Annotated in this window: 22 protein-coding genes and 1 pseudogene; 18 read left to right on the top strand and 5 right to left on the bottom strand. The window is 57.1% G+C overall.

Going from position 1 to position 23,378, the window contains the following annotated elements; genetic code table 11:
- The 5 genes and pseudogenes from BUE09_RS04385 to dnaA all read right to left on the bottom strand — a co-directional run.
- Nucleotides 1-485 (bottom strand): annotated as a pseudogene (locus BUE09_RS04385) (alkyl hydroperoxide reductase subunit F); the annotation flags it as partial.
- Between the two features lie 187 nt (nt 486-672).
- Nucleotides 673-3,087 carry a DNA topoisomerase (ATP-hydrolyzing) subunit B gene (gene gyrB / locus BUE09_RS04380; protein WP_073299448.1) on the bottom strand — a complete coding sequence of 805 codons (2,415 nt, stop codon included), beginning with the start codon at nt 3,085-3,087 and terminating at the stop codon, nt 673-675.
- Nucleotides 3,084-4,196 (bottom strand): DNA replication/repair protein RecF, encoded by a 1,113-nt coding sequence (gene recF, locus BUE09_RS04375; RefSeq protein ID WP_073299447.1) that lies wholly within the window; start codon nt 4,194-4,196, stop codon nt 3,084-3,086. The genes gyrB and recF overlap by 4 nt, the downstream gene beginning before the upstream one ends.
- A gap of 11 nt (nt 4,197-4,207) precedes the next feature.
- Nucleotides 4,208-5,311, bottom strand: coding sequence for a DNA polymerase III subunit beta (gene dnaN, locus BUE09_RS04370; RefSeq protein WP_073299446.1), 1,104 nt, complete (start codon nt 5,309-5,311; stop codon nt 4,208-4,210).
- 37 nt (nt 5,312-5,348) lie between these two features.
- Complete coding sequence (gene dnaA, locus BUE09_RS04365; RefSeq protein ID WP_073299445.1) at nt 5,349-6,809, bottom strand: chromosomal replication initiator protein DnaA; 1,461 nt, start codon at nt 6,807-6,809, stop codon at nt 5,349-5,351.
- Nucleotides 6,810-7,322: 513 nt separating this feature from the next.
- On the opposite strand from dnaA, the gene rpmH reads away from it, so the two are divergent.
- The 18 genes from rpmH (at nt 7,323) to BUE09_RS04275 (ending at nt 23,275) form a co-directional block, all read left to right on the top strand.
- A complete protein-coding gene (gene rpmH / locus BUE09_RS04360; protein ID WP_019340723.1) occupies nt 7,323-7,457 on the top strand; it encodes a 50S ribosomal protein L34 in 135 nt (44 codons plus the stop codon).
- 17 nt (nt 7,458-7,474) lie between these two features.
- A complete protein-coding gene (gene rnpA, locus BUE09_RS04355) occupies nt 7,475-7,867 on the top strand; it encodes a ribonuclease P protein component (RefSeq protein WP_073299444.1) in 393 nt (130 codons plus the stop codon).
- On the top strand, nt 7,860-8,105 hold the full coding sequence (gene yidD, locus BUE09_RS04350) for a membrane protein insertion efficiency factor YidD (RefSeq protein WP_073299443.1): 246 nt from the start codon (nt 7,860-7,862) through the stop codon (nt 8,103-8,105). Before rnpA ends, yidD begins: the two co-directional genes overlap by 8 nt.
- A 2-nt stretch (nt 8,106-8,107) precedes the next feature.
- Nucleotides 8,108-9,784, top strand: coding sequence for a membrane protein insertase YidC (gene yidC, locus BUE09_RS04345; RefSeq protein WP_073299442.1), 1,677 nt, complete (start codon nt 8,108-8,110; stop codon nt 9,782-9,784).
- Nucleotides 9,785-9,851: 67 nt separating this feature from the next.
- The gene (gene mnmE / locus BUE09_RS04340) at nt 9,852-11,219 is read left to right on the top strand and encodes a tRNA uridine-5-carboxymethylaminomethyl(34) synthesis GTPase MnmE (protein WP_073299441.1); all 1,368 of its coding nucleotides are present in this window, start codon (nt 9,852-9,854) and stop codon (nt 11,217-11,219) included.
- A gap of 606 nt (nt 11,220-11,825) precedes the next feature.
- Entirely contained in the window at nt 11,826-13,718 is a 1,893-nt protein-coding gene (gene mnmG / locus BUE09_RS04335; protein WP_073299440.1) for a tRNA uridine-5-carboxymethylaminomethyl(34) synthesis enzyme MnmG, read from the top strand.
- Entirely contained in the window at nt 13,718-14,365 is a 648-nt protein-coding gene (gene rsmG / locus BUE09_RS04330) for a 16S rRNA (guanine(527)-N(7))-methyltransferase RsmG (RefSeq protein ID WP_073299439.1), read from the top strand. Before mnmG ends, rsmG begins: the two co-directional genes overlap by 1 nt.
- An 18-nt stretch (nt 14,366-14,383) precedes the next feature.
- A complete protein-coding gene (locus tag BUE09_RS04325) occupies nt 14,384-15,172 on the top strand; it encodes a ParA family protein (RefSeq protein ID WP_073299438.1) in 789 nt (262 codons plus the stop codon).
- Nucleotides 15,173-15,181: 9 nt separating this feature from the next.
- Nucleotides 15,182-16,054, top strand: a complete 873-nt coding sequence (locus tag BUE09_RS04320) for a ParB/RepB/Spo0J family partition protein (RefSeq protein WP_073299437.1) — start codon at nt 15,182-15,184, stop codon at nt 16,052-16,054.
- 135 nt (nt 16,055-16,189) lie between these two features.
- Nucleotides 16,190-16,588 (top strand): F0F1 ATP synthase subunit I, encoded by a 399-nt coding sequence (locus tag BUE09_RS04315; RefSeq protein WP_073299436.1) that lies wholly within the window; start codon nt 16,190-16,192, stop codon nt 16,586-16,588.
- Nucleotides 16,589-16,602: 14 nt separating this feature from the next.
- The gene (gene atpB / locus BUE09_RS04310; protein WP_073299435.1) at nt 16,603-17,475 is read left to right on the top strand and encodes a F0F1 ATP synthase subunit A; all 873 of its coding nucleotides are present in this window, start codon (nt 16,603-16,605) and stop codon (nt 17,473-17,475) included.
- Nucleotides 17,476-17,544: 69 nt separating this feature from the next.
- On the top strand, nt 17,545-17,772 hold the full coding sequence (gene atpE, locus BUE09_RS04305; protein WP_019340921.1) for a F0F1 ATP synthase subunit C: 228 nt from the start codon (nt 17,545-17,547) through the stop codon (nt 17,770-17,772).
- Between the two features lie 93 nt (nt 17,773-17,865).
- Nucleotides 17,866-18,336 carry a F0F1 ATP synthase subunit B gene (locus BUE09_RS04300; protein ID WP_019340922.1) on the top strand — a complete coding sequence of 157 codons (471 nt, stop codon included), beginning with the start codon at nt 17,866-17,868 and terminating at the stop codon, nt 18,334-18,336.
- A gap of 12 nt (nt 18,337-18,348) precedes the next feature.
- Nucleotides 18,349-18,885, top strand: a complete 537-nt coding sequence (locus BUE09_RS04295) for a F0F1 ATP synthase subunit delta (RefSeq protein ID WP_073299434.1) — start codon at nt 18,349-18,351, stop codon at nt 18,883-18,885.
- 15 nt (nt 18,886-18,900) lie between these two features.
- Entirely contained in the window at nt 18,901-20,445 is a 1,545-nt protein-coding gene (gene atpA, locus BUE09_RS04290) for a F0F1 ATP synthase subunit alpha (protein ID WP_019340924.1), read from the top strand.
- A gap of 50 nt (nt 20,446-20,495) precedes the next feature.
- Nucleotides 20,496-21,359 carry a F0F1 ATP synthase subunit gamma gene (gene atpG, locus BUE09_RS04285; RefSeq protein WP_073299433.1) on the top strand — a complete coding sequence of 288 codons (864 nt, stop codon included), beginning with the start codon at nt 20,496-20,498 and terminating at the stop codon, nt 21,357-21,359.
- A 30-nt stretch (nt 21,360-21,389) separates the two neighbouring features.
- Entirely contained in the window at nt 21,390-22,766 is a 1,377-nt protein-coding gene (gene atpD, locus BUE09_RS04280; protein ID WP_019340926.1) for a F0F1 ATP synthase subunit beta, read from the top strand.
- An 80-nt stretch (nt 22,767-22,846) separates the two neighbouring features.
- Complete coding sequence (locus tag BUE09_RS04275; RefSeq protein WP_019340927.1) at nt 22,847-23,275, top strand: F0F1 ATP synthase subunit epsilon; 429 nt, start codon at nt 22,847-22,849, stop codon at nt 23,273-23,275.
- Nucleotides 23,276-23,378: the final 103 nt, after the last annotated feature.

Raw genomic sequence — 23,378 nt, 5'->3', positions numbered from 1 at the left:
ACCTCTTCCTGGAACAGCGCACCGTCGATGGCGACGTGGCGAATGTTCGGGTTGAGCACGGCCATCAGATTGAGCGCCTGTACCACGTCCGGGCAGTTCTGGCAGGACAGCGAGAAGTAGGTTTCGAAGTTGTACTCGCCGTCGAGGTCTTTGATCTGCTCGATGATCTCAGGCGCAGTCTTCGACGGATGACCGCCTACTTGGAGCAAGGCCAGTACCAGCGAGGTGAATTCGTGACCCATCGGGATGCCGGCGAAACGCAGGCCGATGTTGCCGCCGATGCGGTTGAGTGCGAACGATGGCCTGCGAACATCCTTGCCGTCGGTACGCAGGGTGATCTTGTCGCTCAGGCTGGTGATGTCTTCCAGCAGGCTGAGCATTTCCTGGGATTTTTCCCGGTCATCGAGGGACGCGACGATCTCGAACGGCTGGGTGACCTTTTCCAGGTAGGTTTTCAGTTGTGCTTTGAGAGTGCTATCAAGCATGGAATTTTCCCCTGGCTAGAATTTGAGAAGTTTTGAATGGGAACAGCATACGAGCCAAGAGGAGATGCTGAAAATTGATTAAAGCTAGGAACACCATCGACTGAAGCTATCGTCGTTCCACGTGGAACAAAAAACCCGGCTCACGCCGGGCTTTTGGTACAACACTTACTCTACAAAAGAAGAAGAATCAAAAATCGAGATTGGATACCGCCAACGCATTCGACTCGATGAAATCGCGACGCGGCTCAACCGCATCGCCCATCAAAGTGTTGAAGATCTGATCAGCGGTAATCGCGTCCTCAATGGTGACCTTGAGCATTCGCCGAACCGCAGGGTCCATAGTGGTTTCCCACAGTTGGTCCGGGTTCATTTCGCCCAGCCCTTTGTAGCGCTGGACACTGTGGCGGCGCGTACCTTCGGTCATCAACCAATCAAGCGCCTGCTTGAACGTAGCGACCGGCTTTTTGCGCTCACCCCGTTGAACATAGGCGCCTTCTTCAAGGAGGCTGTTCAGCTTGTCGCCCAAAACCGTTACAGTTCTATAGTCGTTACTACCGAAGAAGTCACGATTGAAGGTTATGTAGCTGGCCAACCCATGAGAGATGATTTCCACCTCGGGCAACCAGAGATGACGTTCCTTGTCCTCACGCAAACTCGCCTTATAAGCCAGTCCTGATCGCTCAACGCCTTTCAACAATGCTGCGTAGGGTTCAAGCCATGCCTGCATGGCGGCTTGATCAGCCAATTGCTCGACGCTGACCCTTGGCAGATAGATAAAATGCTCGGTCAACTCCTGCGGATAAAGTCGCGATAGGCGCTGCAAGGTCTTCATCACGGTTCGGTAGTCATGGACCAGACGCTCCAAGGCTTCCCCCGACAGACCTGGCGCGTGCTCGTTCACGTGCAGGCTGGCGTCTTCAAGGGCCGACTGGGTCAGGTATTCATCCATCGCCTCGTCATCCTTGATGTACTGCTCCTGCTTACCGCGCTTGACCTTATAGAGCGGCGGCTGTGCGATATAGACGTAACCGCGCTCAATCAGCTCGGGCAACTGGCGGAAGAAGAACGTCAACAAGAGCGTACGGATGTGTGATCCGTCAACGTCAGCATCGGTCATGATGATGATGTTGTGATAACGCAACTTGTCGATGTTGTATTCTTCGCGGCCGATGCCGCAGCCAAGCGCAGTGATGAGGGTGCCGACTTCCTGCGAAGAGATCATCTTGTCGAAACGAGCCTTCTCGACGTTGAGGATCTTTCCCTTGAGCGGAAGGATGGCCTGGGTCCTGCGATTGCGGCCCTGCTTGGCAGAGCCGCCCGCAGAGTCACCCTCCACTATGTAAAGTTCGGAAAGGGCAGGGTCCTTTTCCTGGCAGTCGGCCAGCTTGCCGGGAAGACCGGCGATGTCCAGAGCGCCTTTGCGTCGGGTCATTTCGCGCGCTTTGCGTGCTGCTTCACGTGCGCGCGCAGCATCGATCATCTTGCCGACAACGGCTTTCGCCTCGTTGGGATTCTCGAGCAGGAAGTCTGCGAAATGCTTGCCCATCTCCTGCTCGACGGCGGTTTTCACTTCGGACGAGACGAGCTTGTCCTTGGTTTGCGAGCTGAACTTTGGATCAGGTACCTTGACCGAGATAATAGCAGTCAGACCTTCACGCGCATCATCGCCAGTCGTAGCGACCTTATGCTTCTTGGCCAAGCCTTCCTGTTCGATGTAATTATTCAGGTTTCGCGTTAACGCCGAGCGGAAACCCGCCAGGTGAGTACCGCCATCGCGTTGCGGGATGTTGTTGGTGAAGCACAGCAGATTCTCATTGAAGCTATCGTTCCACTGCAAAGCCACCTCGACACCAACACCATCGTCTCGCTGGACATTGAAGTGGAACACCTCATTGACCGGCGTCTTGTTGGTGTTGAGATATGCCACAAAGGCGCTGAGCCCGCCTTCGTACTTAAACAACTCCTCCTTGGCGTTGCGCTCGTCGCGCAGCACGATACCGACGCCAGAATTAAGGAAAGACAGCTCACGCAGTCGCTTAGCTAGGATATCCCAGCTGAAGTGAATGTTCTGAAAGGTCTCGGCTGACGGCTTGAAGTGAATCTGGGTCCCCGAGTCCTCGGTATCGCCGACCGCAGCAAGCGGCGCTTGCGGTACACCGTGACGATAGATCTGTTCCCATACCTTCCCTTCGCGGCGAATGGTCAGGATCAGCTCTTCTGAAAGCGCGTTCACAACTGAAACACCCACGCCGTGCAGACCGCCGGATACCTTATAGGAGTTGTCGTCGAATTTACCGCCAGCGTGCAGGACGGTCATGATGACCTCCGCTGCAGACACGCCTTCTTCGTGGATATCTACCGGAATGCCACGGCCGTTATCGCGAACACTGATGGACTCATCAACATGAATAGTGATGGAAATGTCGCTGCAATGACCTGCGAGCGCTTCGTCGATCGAATTATCGACCACTTCGAAGACCATATGATGCAGACCAGTGCCGTCGTCCGTATCGCCGATATACATGCCGGGGCGCTTACGTACTGCATCAAGGCCCTTGAGCACCTTGATACTGGACGAATCGTACGTGTGGTTTTCGCTCATGCCTTCACTCCCGAGGGGCCGTGGTCCAGGGCAATTGCACCATGTTCCACGTGAAACATTGAGACTGGCGTGTCGTGACGCCAGCCTTCTCGCAATACGTTCGAATCGACACAGGTAATGAATACCTGACAATTCAGCTGTTCCAGCAACCGGCACAGTGCCAGCCGGTGCTGGTCGTCCAGTTCGGACGGTAGGTCATCGACCAGATAAATACACTGGCCTCGTTTGGCTTCACTAACCAAGTGGCCTTGCGCAATCCGTAACGCGCACACCACCAGTTTCTGCTGGCCGCGAGATAACGTCTCCGCTGCGTTATGGTTGGCGATCCGCAACCGAATATCAGCCCGCTGAGGTCCCGCCTGGGTGTGTCCTATGATTCTGTCGCGCTCAATAGACGCGGACAGCACTTCGGTCAGGGAACGCCCTTTGTCCCAGCCGCGGTAATAGCTCAGCTGGAAATCGTCGAGGTCTAAAAGCGCGGCCAATGTAGTCTCAAAAATCGGTTTCAGCGCCTGAATATAGGCCCGCCTATACCCGTCGATTTCCTCGCTCGCTGCGCTAAGCTCGCGGCTCCAGGCCGCCTGGGAAGCGGGGTCAAGTGTACCATGCCGCAGCCAGGAGTTTCGTTGCCTCAAGGCCTGCTGGAGCCGCTGCCAAGCCTGGATGAATCGGGGTTCCACGTGAAACACACCCCAGTCCAGAAACTGTCGGCGAAGCTTAGGCGCACCTTCAAGCAAGCGAAAGCTTTCCGGATTGATCAGCTGCAACGGCAGAGCATCTGCCAATTCCGCTGCGCTTCGGACGCTCTGCCCATTGATCCGGATACGTGCTTCGCCGCTGCGATCTCGAGAGATACCGAGAGCACCAGACTGTCCATCAGCCATCTCGACCTGGCCAAACACCGTGCAACTCGAATGCTCATGACCTATGACAGGCGTCAGCCGCGTGCTACGAAACGAGCGCGCCATTCCAAGGAGATGAATCGCCTCGAGGAAACTGGTCTTTCCGCTACCGTTATCACCGTAGAGGATGTTGATCCGGGGGGAAGGGGTAAGCGTCACCGGCTGCAGATTGCGAACGCCGGTGACGGAGATGCGGCTAAGTGACATTCAATAGGGGATTACAGGCGCATTGGCATGACGACGTAGGCCGAATCGTCGTTATCGTATTCCTGAACCAAAGCGCTGCTATTAGCATCGGACAGAATTAAGCGGACCTGATCAGTCGTCATGACGCTCAACACGTCCAGCAGGTAGCTGACATTAAAACCAATTTCCAGAGCACCGCCGGAATAGTCCACAGCGACTTCTTCTTCTGCTTCTTCCTGCTCGGGGTTGTTCGCCTGAATTTTCAGCAGTCCCGATTCCAACTGCAGCCGAATGCCGCGATACTTTTCATTGGAAAGAATTGCCGTACGGCTGAACGCTTCGCGCAATGTCTGACGCTCACCCACCACCAGTTTGTCGCCACCACGGGGCAGGACGCGCTCGTAGTCGGGAAATTTCCCATCGACGAGTTTGGAGGTAAAAGTAAATTCGCCTGTGGTGGCTCGAATGTGATGTTGGCCTAGAACGATGCTGACCTCACCATCCTGATCCGTCAGTAGCCTTGCCAGCTCTAGAATGCCCTTACGTGGGACGATGACCTGATGTCGGTCGGGCTGATCGATGCCGGCTTGCATGGAACACATAGCCAAACGATGCCCATCGGTTGCAACCGCGCGCAACATGCCGCTGGAAACCTCGATGAGCATGCCGTTTAGGTAGTAGCGCACATCCTGCTGTGCCATGGCGAAGCTGCTACGCTCGATAAGACGGCGCATCTTGCCCTGGTTGACACTAAAATTCAGCGAGCCCGGACCTTCTTCAACTGTCGGAAAATCATTAGCCGGCAAGGTCGAAAGAGAGAAGCGGCTGCGCCCCGACTTGATCACGATCTTCTGATCATCCAGGCGAATATCGATGAGCGCGTCAGGCTGAAGGCTCTTGCAGATGTCCATCAGTTTGCGCGCCGGCACTGTAATTTCGCCTGGCTCGGATGCATCTTCCAGGGCGACGCGCCCGACCAGCTCAACTTCAAGATCGGTGCCGGTAAGCGACAGCTGATGGTCTTCAACCACCAGCAATACGTTCGATAATACCGGCAACGTCTGGCGACGCTCGACGACGCCGGCGACCAGCTGCAGAGGTTTCAACAAGGCTTCGCGCTGAATAGTGAAATGCATGGTCTGGTCCCTTGCCTATTAAATGGCTGCAGTCTGTTCAGGTTGTCAATGTACGCAGCAGATTCTTGTAATCTTCACGAATATCAGCGTCCAATTCGCGAAGTTCTGCGATTTTACGACAGGCGTGCAACACCGTCGTGTGATCGCGCCCACCAAAGGCGTCACCGATTTCCGGCAGGCTGTGATTGGTGAGTTCTTTCGACAATGCCATCGCGACCTGCCGAGGCCTTGCGACCGAACGCGAGCGTCTTTTCGAAAGAAGGTCGGATATCTTGATTTTGTAGTATTCCGCGACGGTGCGCTGAATATTATCAACACTTACGAGCTTGTCCTGGAGGGCGAGCAAGTCTTTCAGCGACTCGCGAATCAGCTCGATCGTAATGTCCCGCCCCATGAAGTGGGCGTGGGCGATCACGCGTTTCAGCGCACCTTCCAGCTCGCGGACGTTCGAACGGATGCGCTGCGCAATGAAGAACGCAGCATCATGGGGTAGCTCGACGTTCGCCTGATCTGCCTTCTTCATCAGGATTGCGACGCGGGTTTCCAGTTCCGGTGGCTCGACAGCCACCGTCAGCCCCCAGCCAAAGCGTGACTTCAACCGCTCTTCGAGCCCGTCGATCTCCTTCGGGTAGCGGTCACTGGTGAGAATTACCTGCTGCCCACCTTCTAGCAATGCGTTGAACGTGTGAAAAAACTCTTCCTGCGACCGCTCTTTTTTTGCGAAGAACTGAATATCGTCGATCAGCAACGCATCCACCGAACGGTAGAAGCGTTTGAACTCGTTGATCGCGTTGAGCTGCAACGCCTTGACCATGTCCGCGACGAACCGCTCGGAATGGAGGTAAACCACCTTGGCGTTGGGGTTCTTCTTCAACAGATGGTTGCCAACCGCGTGCATCAGGTGAGTCTTGCCAAGCCCTACGCCGCCATAAAGAAACAACGGGTTGTAGCCATGCTTGGGATTGTCCGCAACCTGCCAGGCAGCTGCCCGCGCGAGTTGGTTGGACTTACCTTCGACGAAATTCTCAAAGGTAAACGTGCGATTTAGATAGCTGGTGTGCTTCAGTCCACCTTCGACTTGCACGTTGCGTTCAACAGGGCGAGAAGGCGCGCTTGGCGGTGCGACAGGCTCAGCGGAAACCACAGCAGCCGGTTCGTAGGATGAAGCAGCAGGTGGTGCCGCGGCAGCAGGAGCGCCGACCTGTGACTGAGAACGAGAAACCGAACCGGCGGCCGGACGCGTAGAAGCCGTTCGTCTGCTACCAATCAGCAAGGACAAAGAGGGCGCCTGCCCCGGTGCACGTTCGGATAACAATTCCATCAAGCGCGAAAAATACTTTTCGTTAACCCAATCCAGAACGAAGCGGTTCGGTGCATAGACCCGCAATTCATCTCCATCAGCTTCGACTTGAAGCGGACGAATCCAGGTATTGAATTGCTGGGCCGGCAGCTCATCTCTCAAGAGGTCAACGCACTGCTGCCATAATTCCACCGACACAGAGTCTCCTACAGCTGGCGAGCTTAAAACGGAGCTCATTGTAGCCCTGAGCTAATCAGTTATCCACAGTCAGGCAGCGTTATGTAAGGCAAACGCGCAATCATAGAGTTTTGGCAAACCGTGATCAGCCCGGCTAAGACCTGTTGATAAGACACCCTTAGAGCATTGGAAAAGCCTGTGCACAGCGTAATGAATAACCCTAGCTGTGGATAACGCAGCGTTTAATCCACAGGTAACCCAACGAGGTTCCACCGCATACGCACCGTTTAAGCAGAAGGTTCTGGACCGCTGAAACCCGCGTGGATCCGGGCCTTCACTGAGCTGTCCACAGAAAACGGCACCACCATCTATAACCATTGCATTAAGAAGATCTTTATCTTCTTTCTTTATCTATTCCTCTTATGCCTGAACGATGTTGGTTGGAAATTGACCTCACCGCCCAGCTTCTCTACAATCGCCGGTCTCTTAAAAGGGGGCCATTCCGGCCCGCAATGGATCACCAGGTAACGCATCATGAAACGCACTTTCCAACCCAGCACCCTCAAGCGCGCTCGCACCCACGGTTTCCGTGCTCGTATGGCTACCAAAAACGGCCGGGCCGTCCTGTCGCGTCGCCGCGCCAAAGGCCGTAAGCGTCTGGCAGTCTGAAGACGCCGGAACAGGTAGTGAGTCGAGACTTCGGTCGGGAAAAGCGTCTGCTGACCCCGAGCCAGTTCAAGGCTGTCTTCGACTCCCCTTCCGGTAAGTTACCGGGCAGGAACATCCTGCTACTGGTGCGCGAAAATCAATTGCCACATCCGCGAATCGGATTGGTGATTGGCAAGAAGAGCGTCAAGCTCTCGGTAGAACGCAATCGCATCAAGCGGCAACTGCGTGAAACCTTTCGTCTCCATCAGATGGAGTTGACGGGGTGGGACATCGTGGTCATCGCACGCAAGGGTTTAGCGGAACTGGATAACCCAGAACTGGCAAAGCAGTTTGCCAAACTCTGGAGACGCTTGGCTCGTACCCCTGTGCCGGACACGAATCAGGTCCAGAGCAGCCCCGCTGATGCGTAAGCTCGCGCTTGTCCCCATCCGCTTCTACCGGTACGCCATCAGTCCGATGATGGCCAGTCACTGCCGCTTTTACCCAACTTGCTCCTGCTACGCACAAGAGGCCATTGAAACGCATGGCTTGCTGCGCGGTGGCTGGCTGAGCCTGCGCAGGCTTGGCCGTTGCCATCCATGGAATCCGGGCGGCTATGATCCCGTGCCTTCCAACACCCCCTCCAATTCATCTTCGATGACCGAGTAACCATGGATATCAAACGCTCGATCCTGCTTGTCGCCCTGGCAGTCGTTGCTTACCTGATGGTTTTGCAGTGGAACCAGGACTACGGTCAGACCGCCATCCCTGACGAGACCCGCCTAGAACAGTCTTCAGCCGCACAGCTTCCCTCTGTTCCGGCCACCGCCAGCAACGAAAACGGACAGGGCGATATTCCTGCTGTAAGCAGTGAGCCGATGGCAAGCGCGGTTCCCGAGACCCAGGCCAGTTCTCAGCTGATTCACGTACGCACCGATGTTCTGGATCTTGCGATCGATCCACGCGGCGGCGATATCGTGGATCTACGCTTACCTGAGTTCCCGCGTCGTCAGGATCGGCCTGACGTCCCGTTCCAGCTTTTCGAGCGCAGCGGCGAGCGCACCTATGAAGCACAGAGCGGGTTGATCGGTGACGGCCCGGACAAAGCCAGCGGCCGTCCGCTGTATCGCAGCGCGCAACAGCAGTATCAGCTGGGCGAGAATCAGGACCAGCTTGTCGTCGATCTGAACTACAGCGAAGACGGTATCGAATACACCAAGCGTTTTACCTTCAAGCGTGGTGATTACGATCTTGGTGTGCGCTACCTGATCAACAATCAAAGCGAAAAGCCCTGGACCGGGCACATGTTCGGCCAGCTCAAGCGCGATGACAGCAAAGATCCTTCTTCCAGCACCGCAACGGGTACAGCTACCTATCTTGGGGCTGCGCTCTGGACCAAGGATGAGCCATACACCAAGGTTTCCATGGGTGACATGGACGACAAAAGCCTGAAGAAGACTGTCGAGGGCGGATGGATCGCCTGGTTGCAGCACTACTTCGTGACAGCCTGGATCCCAGCGCCTGATCAGACCAACGTCGTTCAGACGCGCAAGGACAGCCAAGGCAACTACATCATTGGCTTCACCGGACCCGCTGTTTCGGTGGCGCCGGGTGGCCAAGGTGAAACATACGCCACGCTGTACGCCGGTCCGAAGAGCCAGGATCAACTGGAAGAGCTGTCGCCAGGCCTCCGCCTGACGGTCGACTACGGCATTCTCTGGTTCATCGCCCAACCCATCTTCTGGCTACTGCAGAATATCCACGCACTCCTGGGTAACTGGGGCTGGTCGATCATTGCGCTGACTATCGTGATTAAGCTGGCGTTCTTCCCGCTCTCGGCAGCCAGTTACAGGTCGATGGCACGCATGCGGGCGGTATCGCCGAAAATGCAGGCGCTCAAGGAGCAGTTCGGCGACGACCGCCAGAAGATGTCCCAGGCGATGATGGAGCTGTACAAGAAGGAGAAGATCAATCCGCTGGGCGGCTGCTTGCCGATCGTCGTGCAGATGCCGGTCTTTCTCGCTTTGTACTGGGTACTGCTGGAAAGCGTTGAAATGCGTCAGGCGCCCTGGATGTTCTGGATCACTGACCTGTCTATCAAGGATCCGTTCTTCATCCTGCCGATCATCATGGGCGTGACCATGTTCATCCAGCAGCAATTGAACCCCACGCCACCGGATCCGATGCAAGCCAAGGTGATGAAGCTGCTGCCGATTATTTTCACCTTTTTCTTCCTCTGGTTCCCGGCAGGTCTGGTGCTGTACTGGGTCGTCAACAACTGTTTGTCGATTGCGCAGCAGTGGTACATTACCCGCAAGATCACCGGACAGGCTGCCAGCGCAACCTGATCCGTCGAAGTGAACAGAACGCCCCTTGATTGGGGCGTTTTGCATTATCGATACCTGGGAGAGTCTGATGAGCCAAGATCGCGAGACCATCGCTGCCGTCGCCACAGCACCTGGTCGTGGTGGGATTGGTGTCGTACGCGTTTCAGGGCCCCGAGCCAAAGCTGTTGCGATCACACTCAGCGGCCGCGAGCCACTTCCTCGTCATGCGCACTACGGCCCCTTCCATGCCGATGACGGAGAGGTTATTGATGAAGGGTTGATGCTGTTCTTCCCCGGCCCCCACTCATTTACCGGCGAGGATGTGCTGGAACTCCAGGGCCATGGCGGGCCGGTCGTGATGGACATGTTGTTGCAACGTTGCGTAGAGCTTGGGATCCGGCCGGCTCGGCCCGGCGAGTTCAGCGAACGAGCGTTTCTTAACGACAAGTTGGACCTGGCTCAAGCAGAGGCGATCGCTGACCTGATCGAGGCGAGCTCGGCGCAAGCAGCACGAAACGCGGTACGGTCGCTGCAGGGAGATTTTTCCCGTCGCGTACATAACCTCACCGAAAGCCTCGTGCAGCTACGCATTTACGTCGAAGCGGCGATCGATTTTCCAGAAGAAGAAATCGACTTCCTCGCGGACGGCCGGGTGCTCGCGCTGCTTGAGCAGGTTCGCGCTGAGTTATCCACAGTACTACGCGAGGCTGGGCAGGGGGCTTTGCTGCGTGACGGAATGAACGTGGTCATCGCTGGGCGCCCCAATGCCGGAAAATCAAGCCTGCTCAACGCCCTGGCGGGGCGGGAGGCGGCGATCGTGACAGATATTGCCGGCACGACACGAGACCTGCTGAAAGAACATATTCAGATTGATGGGATGCCATTGCACATAATCGATACCGCCGGACTGCGTAGTACAGAGGACCAGGTGGAGCGGATCGGGGTGGAGCGAGCGATCAAAGCCATACAGGATGCTGACCGTGTGCTGCTGGTGGTCGATGCCAGTGCGACCTCTGTCCTTGATGATGAGTCCCATTGGCCTGACCTGCTGCTAACGATGCCTGATCCTGCCAAGACTACGGTCATTCGCAACAAGGCCGACCTCACCGGCGACGTGGTCGCGCTCTCAGTCGACCCGGACGGGCATACGACGCTCAGCTTGTCCGCCCGCTCTGGTGAGGGCCTTGAGATGCTTCGTGGGCATCTCAAGCACTGCATGGGCTATGACCAGACAGCGGAAAGCGCCTTCAGCGCCAGGCGCAGGCACCTGGACGCGCTACGCAAGGCCGCTGAGCACTTGGAGCACGGTCATGCTCAGTTAACACAGGCAGGCGCAGGCGAGCTGCTGGCTGAAGACCTTCGGCAGGCGCAGCAGGCACTTGGCGAGATCACAGGTACATTCAGCTCAGACGATTTGCTGGGCCGCATCTTCTCCAGCTTTTGCATCGGCAAATAGTCAGCCAATAGGGTCCTCTTCTTCGAACATTCACCTCAGCGCTGTCCTGGCGTTGAGTCGGGCAGACGCGGCCTCCTTTCCAGACCCCGCCTGGAGACGTTTGGCTTGATTGCCATCACGCGCCCAGCTGCTTCGGGTGCTCAGCCTTATCCTCGCTCGTATTCTCTGATCGACTGATTGTTGCAGAGCGAGTGGTTCGGTTTAGCCAGCGAGCCGATTTAAGCTCTGTGGAAAACTCAAGACGAACCCGGTTAATAAACAGTGCGGAAACGCCAGGTTTCGTACCCTTGTGGATAACATCACGTTTCATGCACAGGGTGTTAACGGGGCGTCCACCGGCTATACCTCAGCTGAGCACAGTGTTTAGTTTGGCTGTAGCCCACTATTTGCAAGAACTACAGGAATGTATCCACAGATATTGCCTGCATAGTTATAAACATAAAAACAAGCTTTAAATAATTTCTTTGTTTTTTTATTTAATCCTTGGCTCCAGCAAGACAAGGTCATTACTGATCATTTTTTGTTCAGGAGGCCTTCTTTCATGCTCACCGAGTGCCTATACTGGCGAGCTTGCTGAGACTCAACCAAACAGGCACGAGGTGCGTGGTGGATTTCCCTTCCCGTTTTGACGTCATCGTTATCGGCGGCGGCCATGCCGGTACCGAAGCTGCGCTAGCAGCCGCTCGAATCGGCGTAAAAACACTCTTGCTGACCCACAATGTCGAAACGCTGGGGCAAATGAGCTGCAATCCAGCCATTGGTGGCATCGGCAAAAGTCATTTGGTGAAGGAAATCGACGCGCTCGGCGGCGTCATGGCGACCGCCACCGACCGCAGCGGAATCCAGTTTCGAGTACTCAACAGCCGCAAAGGCCCAGCTGTGCGGGCAACCCGCGCCCAGGCTGATCGCGTTTTGTACAAGGCCGCTGTTCGTGAGGTATTGGAAAACCAACCGAACCTGTGGATATTTCAGCAGGCGGCGGACGATTTGATCGTAGAGGCAGATCAGGTCAAGGGCGTGGTTACCCAGATGGGCCTGCGTTTTTTCGCCGAATCGGTTGTACTGACAACCGGTACCTTCCTTGGCGGACTTATCCACATTGGTTTGCAGAATTATTCTGGCGGTAGGGCTGGCGATCCTCCCTCGATTGCTTTGGCCAAACGTCTGCGCGAGCTCCCTTTACGGGTTGGCCGCCTGAAGACCGGTACACCTCCGCGAGTCGATGGTCGCAGCGTCGATTTTTCGGTGATGACCGAGCAACCGGGCGACACGCCGATCCCTCCCATGTCCTTTCTCGGTCACGCCGCGCAGCATCCGCGACAAGTGAGCTGCTGGATCACTCACACCAACGCGCGCACTCACGAAATCATCGCCGCCAACCTTGATCGATCACCGATGTATTCCGGTGTCATCGAGGGTGTGGGACCGCGCTATTGCCCGTCGATCGAAGACAAGATTCATCGTTTTGCCGACAAGGACAGCCATCAGGTCTTCATCGAGCCCGAAGGCCTGACCACCCATGAGCTTTACCCGAACGGCATTTCGACTTCGTTGCCCTTTGACGTGCAGCTGCAGATCGTTCAAAGCATTCGCGGCATGGAGCAGGCGCACATCGTGCGTCCCGGCTATGCCATCGAATACGATTACTTCGATCCGCGCGACCTGAAATACAGCCTGGAAACCAAGGTGATTGCGGGTCTTTTCTTCGCCGGACAGATCAACGGGACGACCGGTTACGAAGAAGCCGGCGCCCAGGGCTTGCTCGCGGGAGCCAATGCCGCGCTGCGCGCCAAGGGGCTGGAAAGCTGGTGCCCACGGCGGGACGAAGCTTATCTCGGCGTACTGGTCGATGACCTGATCACGCTCGGGACGCAGGAACCGTATCGAATGTTCACGTCGCGCGCCGAATATCGACTGATTCTGCGTGAGGACAACGCTGATTTGCGGTTGACCGAAAAAGGACGGGAGTTGGGCTTGGTCGACGACCTACGTTGGGCTGCGTTCGAACGCAAGCGCGAGAGCATCGTGCAGGAAGAACAACGCCTCAAGGGCACCTGGGTTCGCCCTGGAACCGAGCAAGGCGATGCGATCGCCGAGCGTTTCGGGACCCCGCTGACCCATGAATACAACCTGCTGAATCTCCTGGCGCGCCCGGAAATCGATTATCGGGGCCTCATGCAACTCACTGGCGGTGGTGCTGAAGACCCGCAGGTCGCCGAGCAGGTAGAGATCAAGACCAAGTATGCCGGCTACATTGACCGTCAGCAGGAGGAAATCCTTCGCTTGCGGGCCAGCGAGTCCATCGTGCTACCCGCCGAGCTGGATTACTCGGGCATTTCCGGGTTGTCGAAAGAGATCCAGCACAAGCTGTCCCAGGCCCGACCCGAGACCCTCGGGCAAGCCTCCCGGATTCCTGGCGTCACGCCGGCTGCAGTTTCGCTGCTGATGATTCATTTGAAAAAACGCAGTGCTGGGCAGAAGCTGGAGCAGAGCGCTTGATGGCAACGGAATTGGCCAACCTTGCTGATGAGCTAAGGCTAGGTGCATTACAGCTGGGGCTCGACCTGAGCAGCCTTCAGCAACAACAGCTGATGGACTATCTCGCGCTGCTGACAAAGTGGAACAAGGCTTACAACCTGACCGCTGTGCGCGACCCGGCGGAGATGGTCTCCAGACATCTGCTCGACAGCCTTAGCGTAGTGCCACAAGCCGAGCAGGGCGGTGCGCGCTGGCTTGATGTGGGGAGCGGTGGCGGCATGCCTGGCATTCCGTTGGCGATCATGTTTCCCGAGCGCAACTTCACCCTGCTCGACTCCAATGGCAAGAAGACGCGCTTTCTCACTCAGGTAAAGCTAGAGCTGAAACTCACCAACGTTGAAGTTGTCCACAGCCGCGTCGAGCAGTTCACTCCGCCGCAGCCGTTCTCTGATATCACCTCGAGGGCGTTTAGCTCGCTTGAAGATTTTGCAAATTGGACGCGCCATCTCAGCGATGCTGATACCCGCTGGCTAGCCATGAAGGGCGTGCATCCGGACGACGAGCTGCAGGCTTTGCCCACGGACTTCCAGCTGGACTGCTGTGCGGTTCTCAAGGTTCCAGGTTGCCAAGGGCAACGCCATCTGCTGATACTGCGGCGCACTTCATGACCCGGACAGACACTGACCATGGCTAAAGTATTTGCCATCGCCAACCAGAAGGGCGGTGTCGCCAAGACCACCACCTGCATCAATCTGGCGGCTTCGCTCGTGGCGACGCGCCGCCGCGTGCTGCTGATCGATCTTGATCCACAGGGCAACGCCACCACCGGCAGCGGTGTGGATAAGTTGGCGTTGGAGTATTCGATCTACGACGTGTTGATCGGCGAATGCAGCTTGGTCGATGCCATGCAGTTCTCGGAGCACGGCGGGTATCAGTTACTGCCAGCCAACCGCGACCTGACCGCCGCTGAAGTCGCCTTGCTGAACCTCCCGGCCAAAGAGAATCGCTTGCGCGAAGCGCTGGCACCGGTGCGCGAGAATTACGACTACATACTCATCGATTGCCCGCCCTCGCTCTCGATGCTGACGATCAATGCGCTGACGGCGGCCGACGGCGTGATCATTCCCATGCAATGCGAGTACTACGCGCTCGAAGGCCTCAGCGATCTGGTCAACTCGATCCAGCGTATTGGTCAGGCGCTGAATCCGGCACTGAAGATCGAGGGTTTGCTGCGCACCATGTATGACCCGCGCAGCAGCCTGACCAACGATGTTACCGAGCAGTTGAAAGCGCACTTCGGTGAGAAGCTCTACGACACCGTTATTCCACGCAACGTACGCCTGGCCGAAGCCCCCAGTCACGGCATGCCGGCGCTGGTCTATGACAAGCAATCAAAGGGCGCTTTGGCCTATCTGGCGCTGGCGGGCGAATTGTCGCGCCGCCAGCGCCGGGCCGCCCGCAGTGCAACCGCATAAGGAAACTTCATGGCGACCAAGAAACGAGGCCTGGGACGCGGTCTGGATGCCCTGCTCGGCGGCACCAATGTGGCGGTGATACAAGAGGAAGCGGCCCACGCCGATGTGCATGAGCTGCAACAGTTGCCGCTTGATGTGATTCAGCGAGGCAAGTACCAGCCGCGCCGTGATATCGATCCGGTTACGCTCGACGAACTGGCCAACTCGATTCGTACCCAGGGTGTGATGCAGCCGATTGTGGTTCGCTCGATCGGCTCTGGTCGCTATGAAATCATCGCCGGAGAGCGGCGCTGGCGTGCCAGCCAGCAGGCTGGCCTGGATCGGATCCCCGCTATGGTCCGGGATGTTTCCGATGAAGCTGCCATCGCCATGGCGTTGATAGAGAACATCCAGCGCGAGGATCTCAGTCCCATCGAGGAAGCCGTTGCGCTACAGCGGCTGCAGCAGGAATTTCAGCTCACACAGCAGCAGGTCGCGGACGCGGTGGGCAAATCACGTGTGACCATTAGCAATTTGCTGCGTCTGATTGCACTGCCGGAGGAGATCAAGACGCTTCTCTCGCATGGTGATCTGGAAATGGGCCACGCTCGGGCTTTACTCGGGCTTCCGGCCGATCAGCAGGTTGAAGGCGCGCGGCACGTTGTCGCACGCAGCCTGACTGTACGGCAGACCGAAGCGCTGGTCAGGCAATGGTTGAGCAAGCCGGAAAACGCCAAGGCTGAGCCGAAAAGTGACCCTGACATCGCCCGTCTGGAACAGCGCCTGGCTGAGCGCCTGGGCTCGCCGGTGCAAATCAAACACGGCGAGAAGGGCAAGGGCCAGCTGGTAATCCGTTACAGTTCGCTGGATGAGCTGCAGGGTGTGCTTGCGCACATCCGCTGATACAAAGTTTATGTAGTGCCCGTCAGAAAGTGCTACCTGACGGTTGAACGCAGGATGGGCTGCTCCTATACTCGCGGCGCTTTTTTTGACTGCAGTCAAGCTAAACGGCAAACGATTCTTGGCGATGGATGCACGGTGAATATACGCAACAAGACACCTCTCCATCGGTTGCCTGTAGTACGTGTGTTAGCCGTACAGGCGGTTGTTGCGTTAGGCGCTGGCGTCGCGTGCGGCTTGATTTTTGGTATTGTCGCCGGCTATTCGGGATTGCTGGGCGGCCTGATTGCGTTATTGGCTAATCTGTACTTCGCGTTCAAGGCGTTTCGCTATTTTGGCGCAAGATCGGCTAGAGCCATCGTGCAGTCCCTTTGGGCTGGTGAAATGGGTAAACAGATTCTGGCAGCAGCGCTTTTTGCGCTGGTGTTTGTAGGAGTGAAGCCGCTGCAACCGGCAGCCTTGTTCGTCGGTTATTTGTTGGTTCTTGGCGCTGGAGCGAGCGCCCTCCTGCTGATGAAAACTAATCCGAAGCATTGAGCACTGAGGCGTTTATGGCGAGTACCCCGGCGGAATATATCCAGCATCACCTGCAGAATCTGACCTACGGAAAACTGCCGGAAGGTTACGTGCGTGCGGACGGCTCAGTCGTTGATCAGGCTGGCTGGACCATTGCTCAATCAGGCCTGGAAGCGCGTGACATGGGCTTCATGGCCGTCCATCTCGACACGCTCGGATGGTCGCTGTTCATGGGCCTGGTCTTCATCTTGGTCTTCCGCATGGCAGCCAAGGGCGCTACGGCCGGTATTCCGGGGCGCCTGCAGAATTTCGTCGAGATGTGCGTCGAGTTCGTCGAAGGCGTGGTGAAAGACACCTTCCATGGCCGCAATGCGCTGATTGCTCCATTGGCACTGACCATTTTCGTCTGGGTGTTCTTGATGAACAGCCTGAAGTGGATTCCGGTCGACTACATTCCTGGCCTAGCCAGCTTGATGGGCCTGCCGTACTTCAAGATCGTTCCGACTGCGGACCCGAATGGCACCTTCGGTCTCTCGCTCGGCGTGTTTATTCTGATCCTGTTCTACAGCTTCAAGGTCAAGGGCTTCGGCGGTTTCACCAAGGAACTGGCATTCACGCCGTTCAACCATTGGTCGCTCGTTCCGTTCAACCTGTTCCTTGAGATCCTCGGTCTGCTGACCAAGCCGCTGAGCCTGGCTCTGCGTCTGTTCGGCAACATGTATGCCGGTGAGGTGGTGTTCATCCTTATCGCGCTGCTGCCGTTCTACGTGCAGTGGACCCTGAATGTGCCCTGGGCGATCTTCCATATTCTGGTGATCCCGCTTCAGGCGTTCATTTTCATGGTTCTGACCGTGGTGTACCTGAGCTCTGCGCATGAAGATCACGGACATGCCGAACTCACACCGTAACCGTTGATCCGGTTCAAACAGCTTCGCTTTACCCAAGAAAACCTTAACCCTTAGCTTCAGGAGCTTTACATGGAACTCGTCTACATCGCCGCCTCTATCATGATCGGTCTGGGTGCCCTGGGCACTGGCATCGGCTTCGCCCTGCTGGGCGGCAAGTTGCTGGAATCCACTGCTCGTCAACCCGAGCTGGCTCCTCAGCTGCAAACCAAGACCTTCCTGATGGCCGGTCTGCTCGACGCCGTACCGATGATCGGTGTTGGTATCGCGATGTACCTCATCTTCGTTGTCGCTGCTTAAGACTTTTCCGGTTCCTGATGGGGTTCGCCTGGCGAGCCCCGTTGCCGTGGAATTGACAACCGCGTCGAACGAGATAGCACGAGGTATATCGCTGTGAACATTAACTTGACGCTGTTCGGTCAAACGTTCGCTTTCGCTATTTTCGTCTGGTTCTGCATGAAGTACGTATGGCCGCCCATCACCAAGGCCATGCAAGAACGCCAGAAGAAAATTGCCGAAGGGCTGGACGCCGCAGGCCGTGCGCAGCAAGACCTAAAATTGGCTCAGGAAAAGGTGTCCAACACCCTCCGCGAGACCAAGGGCCAAGCTGCCCAGATCCTTGAGCAAGCCAACAAGCAGGCCAACGCCATCGTTGAGGATGCCAAGCAACAGGCGCGCGTCGAAGGCGAGCGACTGGTAGCCGGCGCCCGCGCCGAAATCGAGCAGGAAGTGAATCGTGCCAAGGAGCAACTGCGTAACCAGGTAGCCGTTTTGGCTGTCATGGGTGCGGAGAAGATCCTGGAGTCCCAGGTGGACGCCAAGGCGCACAACGATCTGGTCGAAAAACTGGCCTCCCAACTCTAAGCGAGGCAAGCGATGATCAATACCCAGACGCTTGCTCGGCCCTATGCAAAGGCCGCTTTCGAATTCGCCAGCTCGGCTGGCCGGATTGATGCCTGGTCGGGCATGTTGAGCCTGGCTGCGGTCGCCGTTGACGTTCCCCAAGTTGCCGAACTGCTGAAGAACCCGCGTCTTACCAGCGAAAGCAAGGTCAAGACGCTGGTTCAGCTGTTTGGTGGCGACATCGATGAGGCGTTCCGGAACTTCGTTACCACTCTGGGCGATAACGATCGCCTGGATGTGTTGCCGACTATTCGGGAGCTGTTCGAGGAGCTCAAGGCTGAAGCTGAAAAGACACTCGACGTTGAAGTGCAGACAGCCTTCGAGCTGACACCTGCGCAACTCCAAACCTTGGCTGCCGCCCTGTCGAAGCGGCTAGATCGTACCGTCAACCCCCAGCAGGTCGTAAACCCTGCGCTGATCGGCGGCGTTGTTATCCGCGCCGGCGATGTGGTTGTCGATGGTTCGGTCCGCGGCAAACTGAGCCAGTTGGCCGAATCGTTGAAATCCTGATTTGAGGGTCGTGGCATGCAGCAACTGAATCCTTCCGAGATTAGTGAAATTATAAAGCAGCGCATCGGTAGTTCCGACGTGTCTGCCCAAGCGCGTAACGAAGGCACCATCGTCAGTGTTTCCGACGGTATCGTTCGCATTTACGGCCTGGCCGACGTCATGTACGGGGAGATGATCGAATTTCCTGGCGGCGTCTTCGGTATGGCCCTGAACCTGGAGCAGGACTCCGTAGGTGCCGTGGTATTGGGCGCTTACCAGAGCCTGACCGAAGGCATGAGTGCCAAGTGCACCGGTCGCGTACTGGAAGTACCGGTAGGTCCGGAACTGCTGGGCCGCGTCGTCGACGCACTGGGCAATCCGGTTGACGGCAAGGGTCCGGTCAACGCGCAGGCAACTGACGCGGTTGAAAAGGTCGCGCCTGGTGTGATCTGGCGTAAGTCGGTCGACCAGCCGGTGCAGACCGGTTACAAGTCAGTCGACGCGATGATCCCGGTTGGTCGCGGTCAGCGCGAGCTGATCATTGGTGACCGCCAGATCGGTAAGACGGCCCTGGCCATCGATGCCATCATCAACCAGCGCAACAGCGGCATCAAATGCGTCTACGTCGCGATCGGTCAGAAGCAGTCGACCATCGCCAACGTGGTTCGCAAACTTGAGCAGCACGGCGCACTGGCTAACACCATCATCGTCGCTGCTTCGGCATCCGAATCCGCTGCGCTGCAGTTCCTGGCTCCTTACGCCGGCTGCACCATGGGCGAGTATTTCCGTGACCGCGGCGAAGATGCGCTGATCGTGTATGACGATCTGTCCAAGCAGGCCGTGGCCTATCGCCAGATCTCCCTGCTGCTGCGTCGTCCGCCAGGACGCGAAGCCTACCCAGGTGACGTGTTCTATCTCCACAGCCGTCTGCTGGAACGTGCTTCGCGCGTTTCCGAAGAGTACGTCGAGAAGTTCACCAATGGCGCCGTGACTGGCAAGACCGGTTCCCTGACTGCTCTGCCGATCATCGAAACCCAGGCTGGTGACGTATCCGCGTTCGTTCCGACCAACGTGATCTCGATCACCGACGGTCAGATCTTCCTTGAGTCGTCGATGTTCAACGCGGGCATCCGTCCGGCCGTTAACGCCGGTATCTCGGTATCTCGCGTAGGTGGCGCAGCGCAGACCAAGATCATCAAGAAGCTCTCCGGTGGTATTCGTACCGCATTGGCTCAGTATCGTGAACTGGCGGCTTTCGCCCAGTTCGCCTCTGATCTGGACGAAGCGACCCGCAAGCAGCTCGAGCATGGTCAGCGTGTCACCGAGCTGATGAAGCAGAAGCAGTACGCGCCGATGTCCATTGCCGACATGGCGGTGTCCCTGTACGCAGCCGAGCGTGGCTTCCTGCAGGACATCGAAGTAGCCAAGGTTGGTGCCTTCGAGCAGGCGTTGATTGCCTATTTCCATCATGAGCATGCTGCTCTGCTGGACAAGATCAACGTGAAGGGCGACTTCAACGACGAAATCGACGCGGGCATCAAAGCCGGTATCGAGTCGTTCAAGGCCACCCAATCCTGGTAAGCCGCAGCGGGAGCCGCGAGGCTCCCGCTTGCTAACCCGATAGGTGTCAAATGGCAGGCGCAAAAGAGATTCGCAGCAAGATTGCGAGCATCAAAAGCACGCAGAAGATCACCAGCGCCATGGAAAAGGTGGCGGTCAGCAAGATGCGCAAGGCACAGATGCGCATGGCTGCCAGCCGTCCTTATGCGGAGCGGATCCAGCAGGTGATTGGCCATTTGGCCAATACGAACCCTGAATACCGTCATCCGTTCATGGTTGAGCGTTCGGTCAAGCGTGTCGGCTACATCGTCGTCTCGTCCGATCGTGGCCTGTGCGGCGGCTTGAACACCAACCTGTTCAAGGCGCTGATCAAGAACATGAAGGAATGGCACGACAGTAAAGTCGAAGCCGACCTGTGCGTGATCGGTAACAAGGGTGCGAGCTTTTTCCGCAGCTTTGGCGGCAACGTGGTCGCGGCAGTCAACGGGCTTGGTGAAGAGCCGTCGATCAATGATCTGATCGGTAGCGTCAAAGTCATGTTGGATGCATTCGATCAAGGCCGTCTGGACCGTCTCTACCTGGTGTCGAACAAGTTCATCAACACCATGACGCAGAAGCCGACCGTAGCCCAGTTGCTACCGTTGGCTGCGAGCGACGATCAGACCGCGCCGAAAGGTAAGTGGGACTATCTGTACGAACCCGACGCTCGCTTGTTGCTCGATGCGCTGCTGGTTCGCTACGTCGAATCCCAGGTCTACCAGGCCGTGGTCGAAAACGGTGCCGCCGAACAGGCTGCCCGGATGATCGCCATGAAGAACGCAACCGACAACGCCGGTGAGCTGATCAGCGACCTGCAACTGGTCTATAACAAGGCCCGTCAGGCTGCGATCACCCAGGAAATTTCGGAAATCGTCGGCGGCGCTGCCGCGGTTTAAGAACGGTTCAAATATTCAGAGGAACCAAACATGAGTAGCGGACGTATCGTTCAAATCATCGGCGCCGTTATCGACGTGGAATTTCCGCGCGATCTGGTACCGAACATTTATGACGCGCTGAAAGTCACAGGCGCCGAAACCACCCTGGAAGTCCAGCAGCAGCTGGGCGACGGCATTGTCCGTACCATCGCCATGGGCTCGACCGAAGGCCTCAAGCGTGGCTTGGACGTCAGCAACACTGGCGCTGCCATCTCCGTACCGGTGGGCACTGCCACACTGGGCCGGATCATGGACGTGCTGGGTAATCCCATCGACGAAGCCGGTCCGATCGGTGAAGAAGAACGCTGGGGTATCCACCGCGCGGCGCCGAGCTATGCCGAACAGGCGGGCGGCAACGAGCTGCTGGAAACCGGCATCAAGGTTATCGACCTGGTTTGCCCGTTCGCCAAGGGCGGTAAGGTCGGTCTGTTCGGTGGTGCCGGTGTGGGCAAGACCGTAAACATGATGGAACTGATCCGTAACATCGCCATGGAGCACAGCGGTTATTCAGTGTTCGCCGGTGTGGGTGAGCGTACTCGTGAAGGTAACGACTTCTATCACGAGATGAAGGACTCCAACGTTCTGGACAAAGTTGCTCTGGTCTACGGCCAGATGAACGAGCCTCCAGGAAACCGTCTGCGCGTGGCACTGACCGGCCTGACCATGGCCGAGAAGTTCCGCGACGAAGGCAAGGACGTTCTGCTGTTCGTCGACAACATCTACCGTTACACCCTGGCCGGTACCGAAGTGTCCGCGCTGCTGGGTCGTATGCCGTCTGCGGTGGGTTATCAGCCGACGCTGGCGGAGGAAATGGGCGTTCTGCAGGAGCGCATCACCTCCACCAAGAGCGGTTCGATCACCTCCGTTCAGGCCGTTTACGTTCCTGCGGACGACTTGACCGACCCGTCCCCGGCGACCACCTTCGCCCACTTGGACGCCACCGTGGTTCTGTCGCGTGATATCGCATCTCTGGGTATCTACCCGGCGGTCGACCCGCTCGACTCCACGTCGCGCCAGCTGGACGCCAACGTGATTGGTCAAGAGCACTACGACACCGCTCGCGGTGTTCAATACGTGCTGCAGCGTTACAAGGAACTGAAGGACATCATCGCAATTCTCGGCATGGACGAGCTGTCCGAAGCCGACAAGCAGCTGGTATCGCGTGCTCGTAAAATTCAGCGCTTCCTGTCCCAGCCGTTCTTCGTGGCCGAAGTCTTCACCGGTTCGCCTGGTAAGTACGTTTCGCTGAAAGAAACCATCCGTGGTTTCGCCGGCATCCTCAACGGTGATTACGATCACCTGCCGGAACAGGCGTTCTACATGGTTGGCGGTATCGACGAAGCCATCGAAAAAGCCAACAAACTGTAACTGGCGCGCCCGTTCGCGGGCGCCAATAAGCTCAGCTGGCGGCCACCGTTGCCAGCCAAGCTCATTACCGAGGCATAAGTATGGCTATGACAGTCCACTGTGACATCGTCAGTGCGGAAGAAGAGCTGTTCTCGGGGCTGGTGGAGATGGTTGTCGCTCATGGTCACCTGGGTGATCTGGGTATTCTGCCGGGCCACGCTCCACTGCTGACCGACCTAAAGCCCGGTCCGGTGCGAGTGATCAAGCAGGGCGGCGGTGAGGAAATCTTCTACATTTCCGGCGGCTTCATTGAAGTCCAGCCGAACATGGTGAAGGTACTTGCCGATACCGCTACTCGCGCGAAGGACCTGGACGAGGCGGCGGCGAAAGCTGCTGTTACAGCCGCCGAAAAAGCGTTGCACGAGAAAGGTGCCGAGTTCGACTACGGCTCCGCTGCTGCGCGCCTTGCCGAGGCTGCAGCCCAGCTGCGAACGATCGAGGCGATGCGCAAGAAGTACGGCCGCGGTTGATCCGTTAACGACTTCATCGCGCACGAGTAAAAGGGTAGCCTTGGCTACCCTTTTTCTTTTCTTGCATTTCGAAAATCAAACTCTCGCGCTGACCTCAAAGTCA

Source organism: Stutzerimonas xanthomarina DSM 18231 (assembly GCF_900129835.1).
Classification (GTDB): domain Bacteria; phylum Pseudomonadota; class Gammaproteobacteria; order Pseudomonadales; family Pseudomonadaceae; genus Stutzerimonas; species Stutzerimonas xanthomarina.
Note: the sequence above shows the minus strand (reverse complement) of the source record. Positions and strands in the feature narration are given on the sequence as shown.

Bases quoted from the DNA above. Each gene is read 5' to 3' on its own strand.
- BUE09_RS04325 (WP_073299438.1), top strand. From the start codon at position 14,384: ATGGCTAAAGTATTTGCCATCGCCAACCAGAAGGGCGGTGTCGCCAAG.
- atpB (WP_073299435.1), top strand. From the start codon at position 16,603: ATGGCGAGTACCCCGGCGGAATATATCCAGCATCACCTGCAGAATCTG.
- yidC (WP_073299442.1), top strand. From the start codon at position 8,108: ATGGATATCAAACGCTCGATCCTGCTTGTCGCCCTGGCAGTCGTTGCT.
- mnmE (WP_073299441.1), top strand. From the start codon at position 9,852: ATGAGCCAAGATCGCGAGACCATCGCTGCCGTCGCCACAGCACCTGGT.
- rsmG (WP_073299439.1), top strand. From the start codon at position 13,718: ATGGCAACGGAATTGGCCAACCTTGCTGATGAGCTAAGGCTAGGTGCA.
- BUE09_RS04320 (WP_073299437.1), top strand. From the start codon at position 15,182: ATGGCGACCAAGAAACGAGGCCTGGGACGCGGTCTGGATGCCCTGCTC.
- atpD (WP_019340926.1), top strand. From the start codon at position 21,390: ATGAGTAGCGGACGTATCGTTCAAATCATCGGCGCCGTTATCGACGTG.
- gyrB (WP_073299448.1), bottom strand. From the start codon at position 3,087: ATGAGCGAAAACCACACGTACGATTCGTCCAGTATCAAGGTGCTCAAG.
- rpmH (WP_019340723.1), top strand. From the start codon at position 7,323: ATGAAACGCACTTTCCAACCCAGCACCCTCAAGCGCGCTCGCACCCAC.
- yidD (WP_073299443.1), top strand. From the start codon at position 7,860: ATGCGTAAGCTCGCGCTTGTCCCCATCCGCTTCTACCGGTACGCCATC.
- BUE09_RS04275 (WP_019340927.1), top strand. From the start codon at position 22,847: ATGGCTATGACAGTCCACTGTGACATCGTCAGTGCGGAAGAAGAGCTG.
- atpG (WP_073299433.1), top strand. From the start codon at position 20,496: ATGGCAGGCGCAAAAGAGATTCGCAGCAAGATTGCGAGCATCAAAAGC.
- atpA (WP_019340924.1), top strand. From the start codon at position 18,901: ATGCAGCAACTGAATCCTTCCGAGATTAGTGAAATTATAAAGCAGCGC.
- BUE09_RS04295 (WP_073299434.1), top strand. From the start codon at position 18,349: ATGATCAATACCCAGACGCTTGCTCGGCCCTATGCAAAGGCCGCTTTC.
- recF (WP_073299447.1), bottom strand. From the start codon at position 4,196: ATGTCACTTAGCCGCATCTCCGTCACCGGCGTTCGCAATCTGCAGCCG.
- atpE (WP_019340921.1), top strand. From the start codon at position 17,545: ATGGAACTCGTCTACATCGCCGCCTCTATCATGATCGGTCTGGGTGCC.
- dnaN (WP_073299446.1), bottom strand. From the start codon at position 5,311: ATGCATTTCACTATTCAGCGCGAAGCCTTGTTGAAACCTCTGCAGCTG.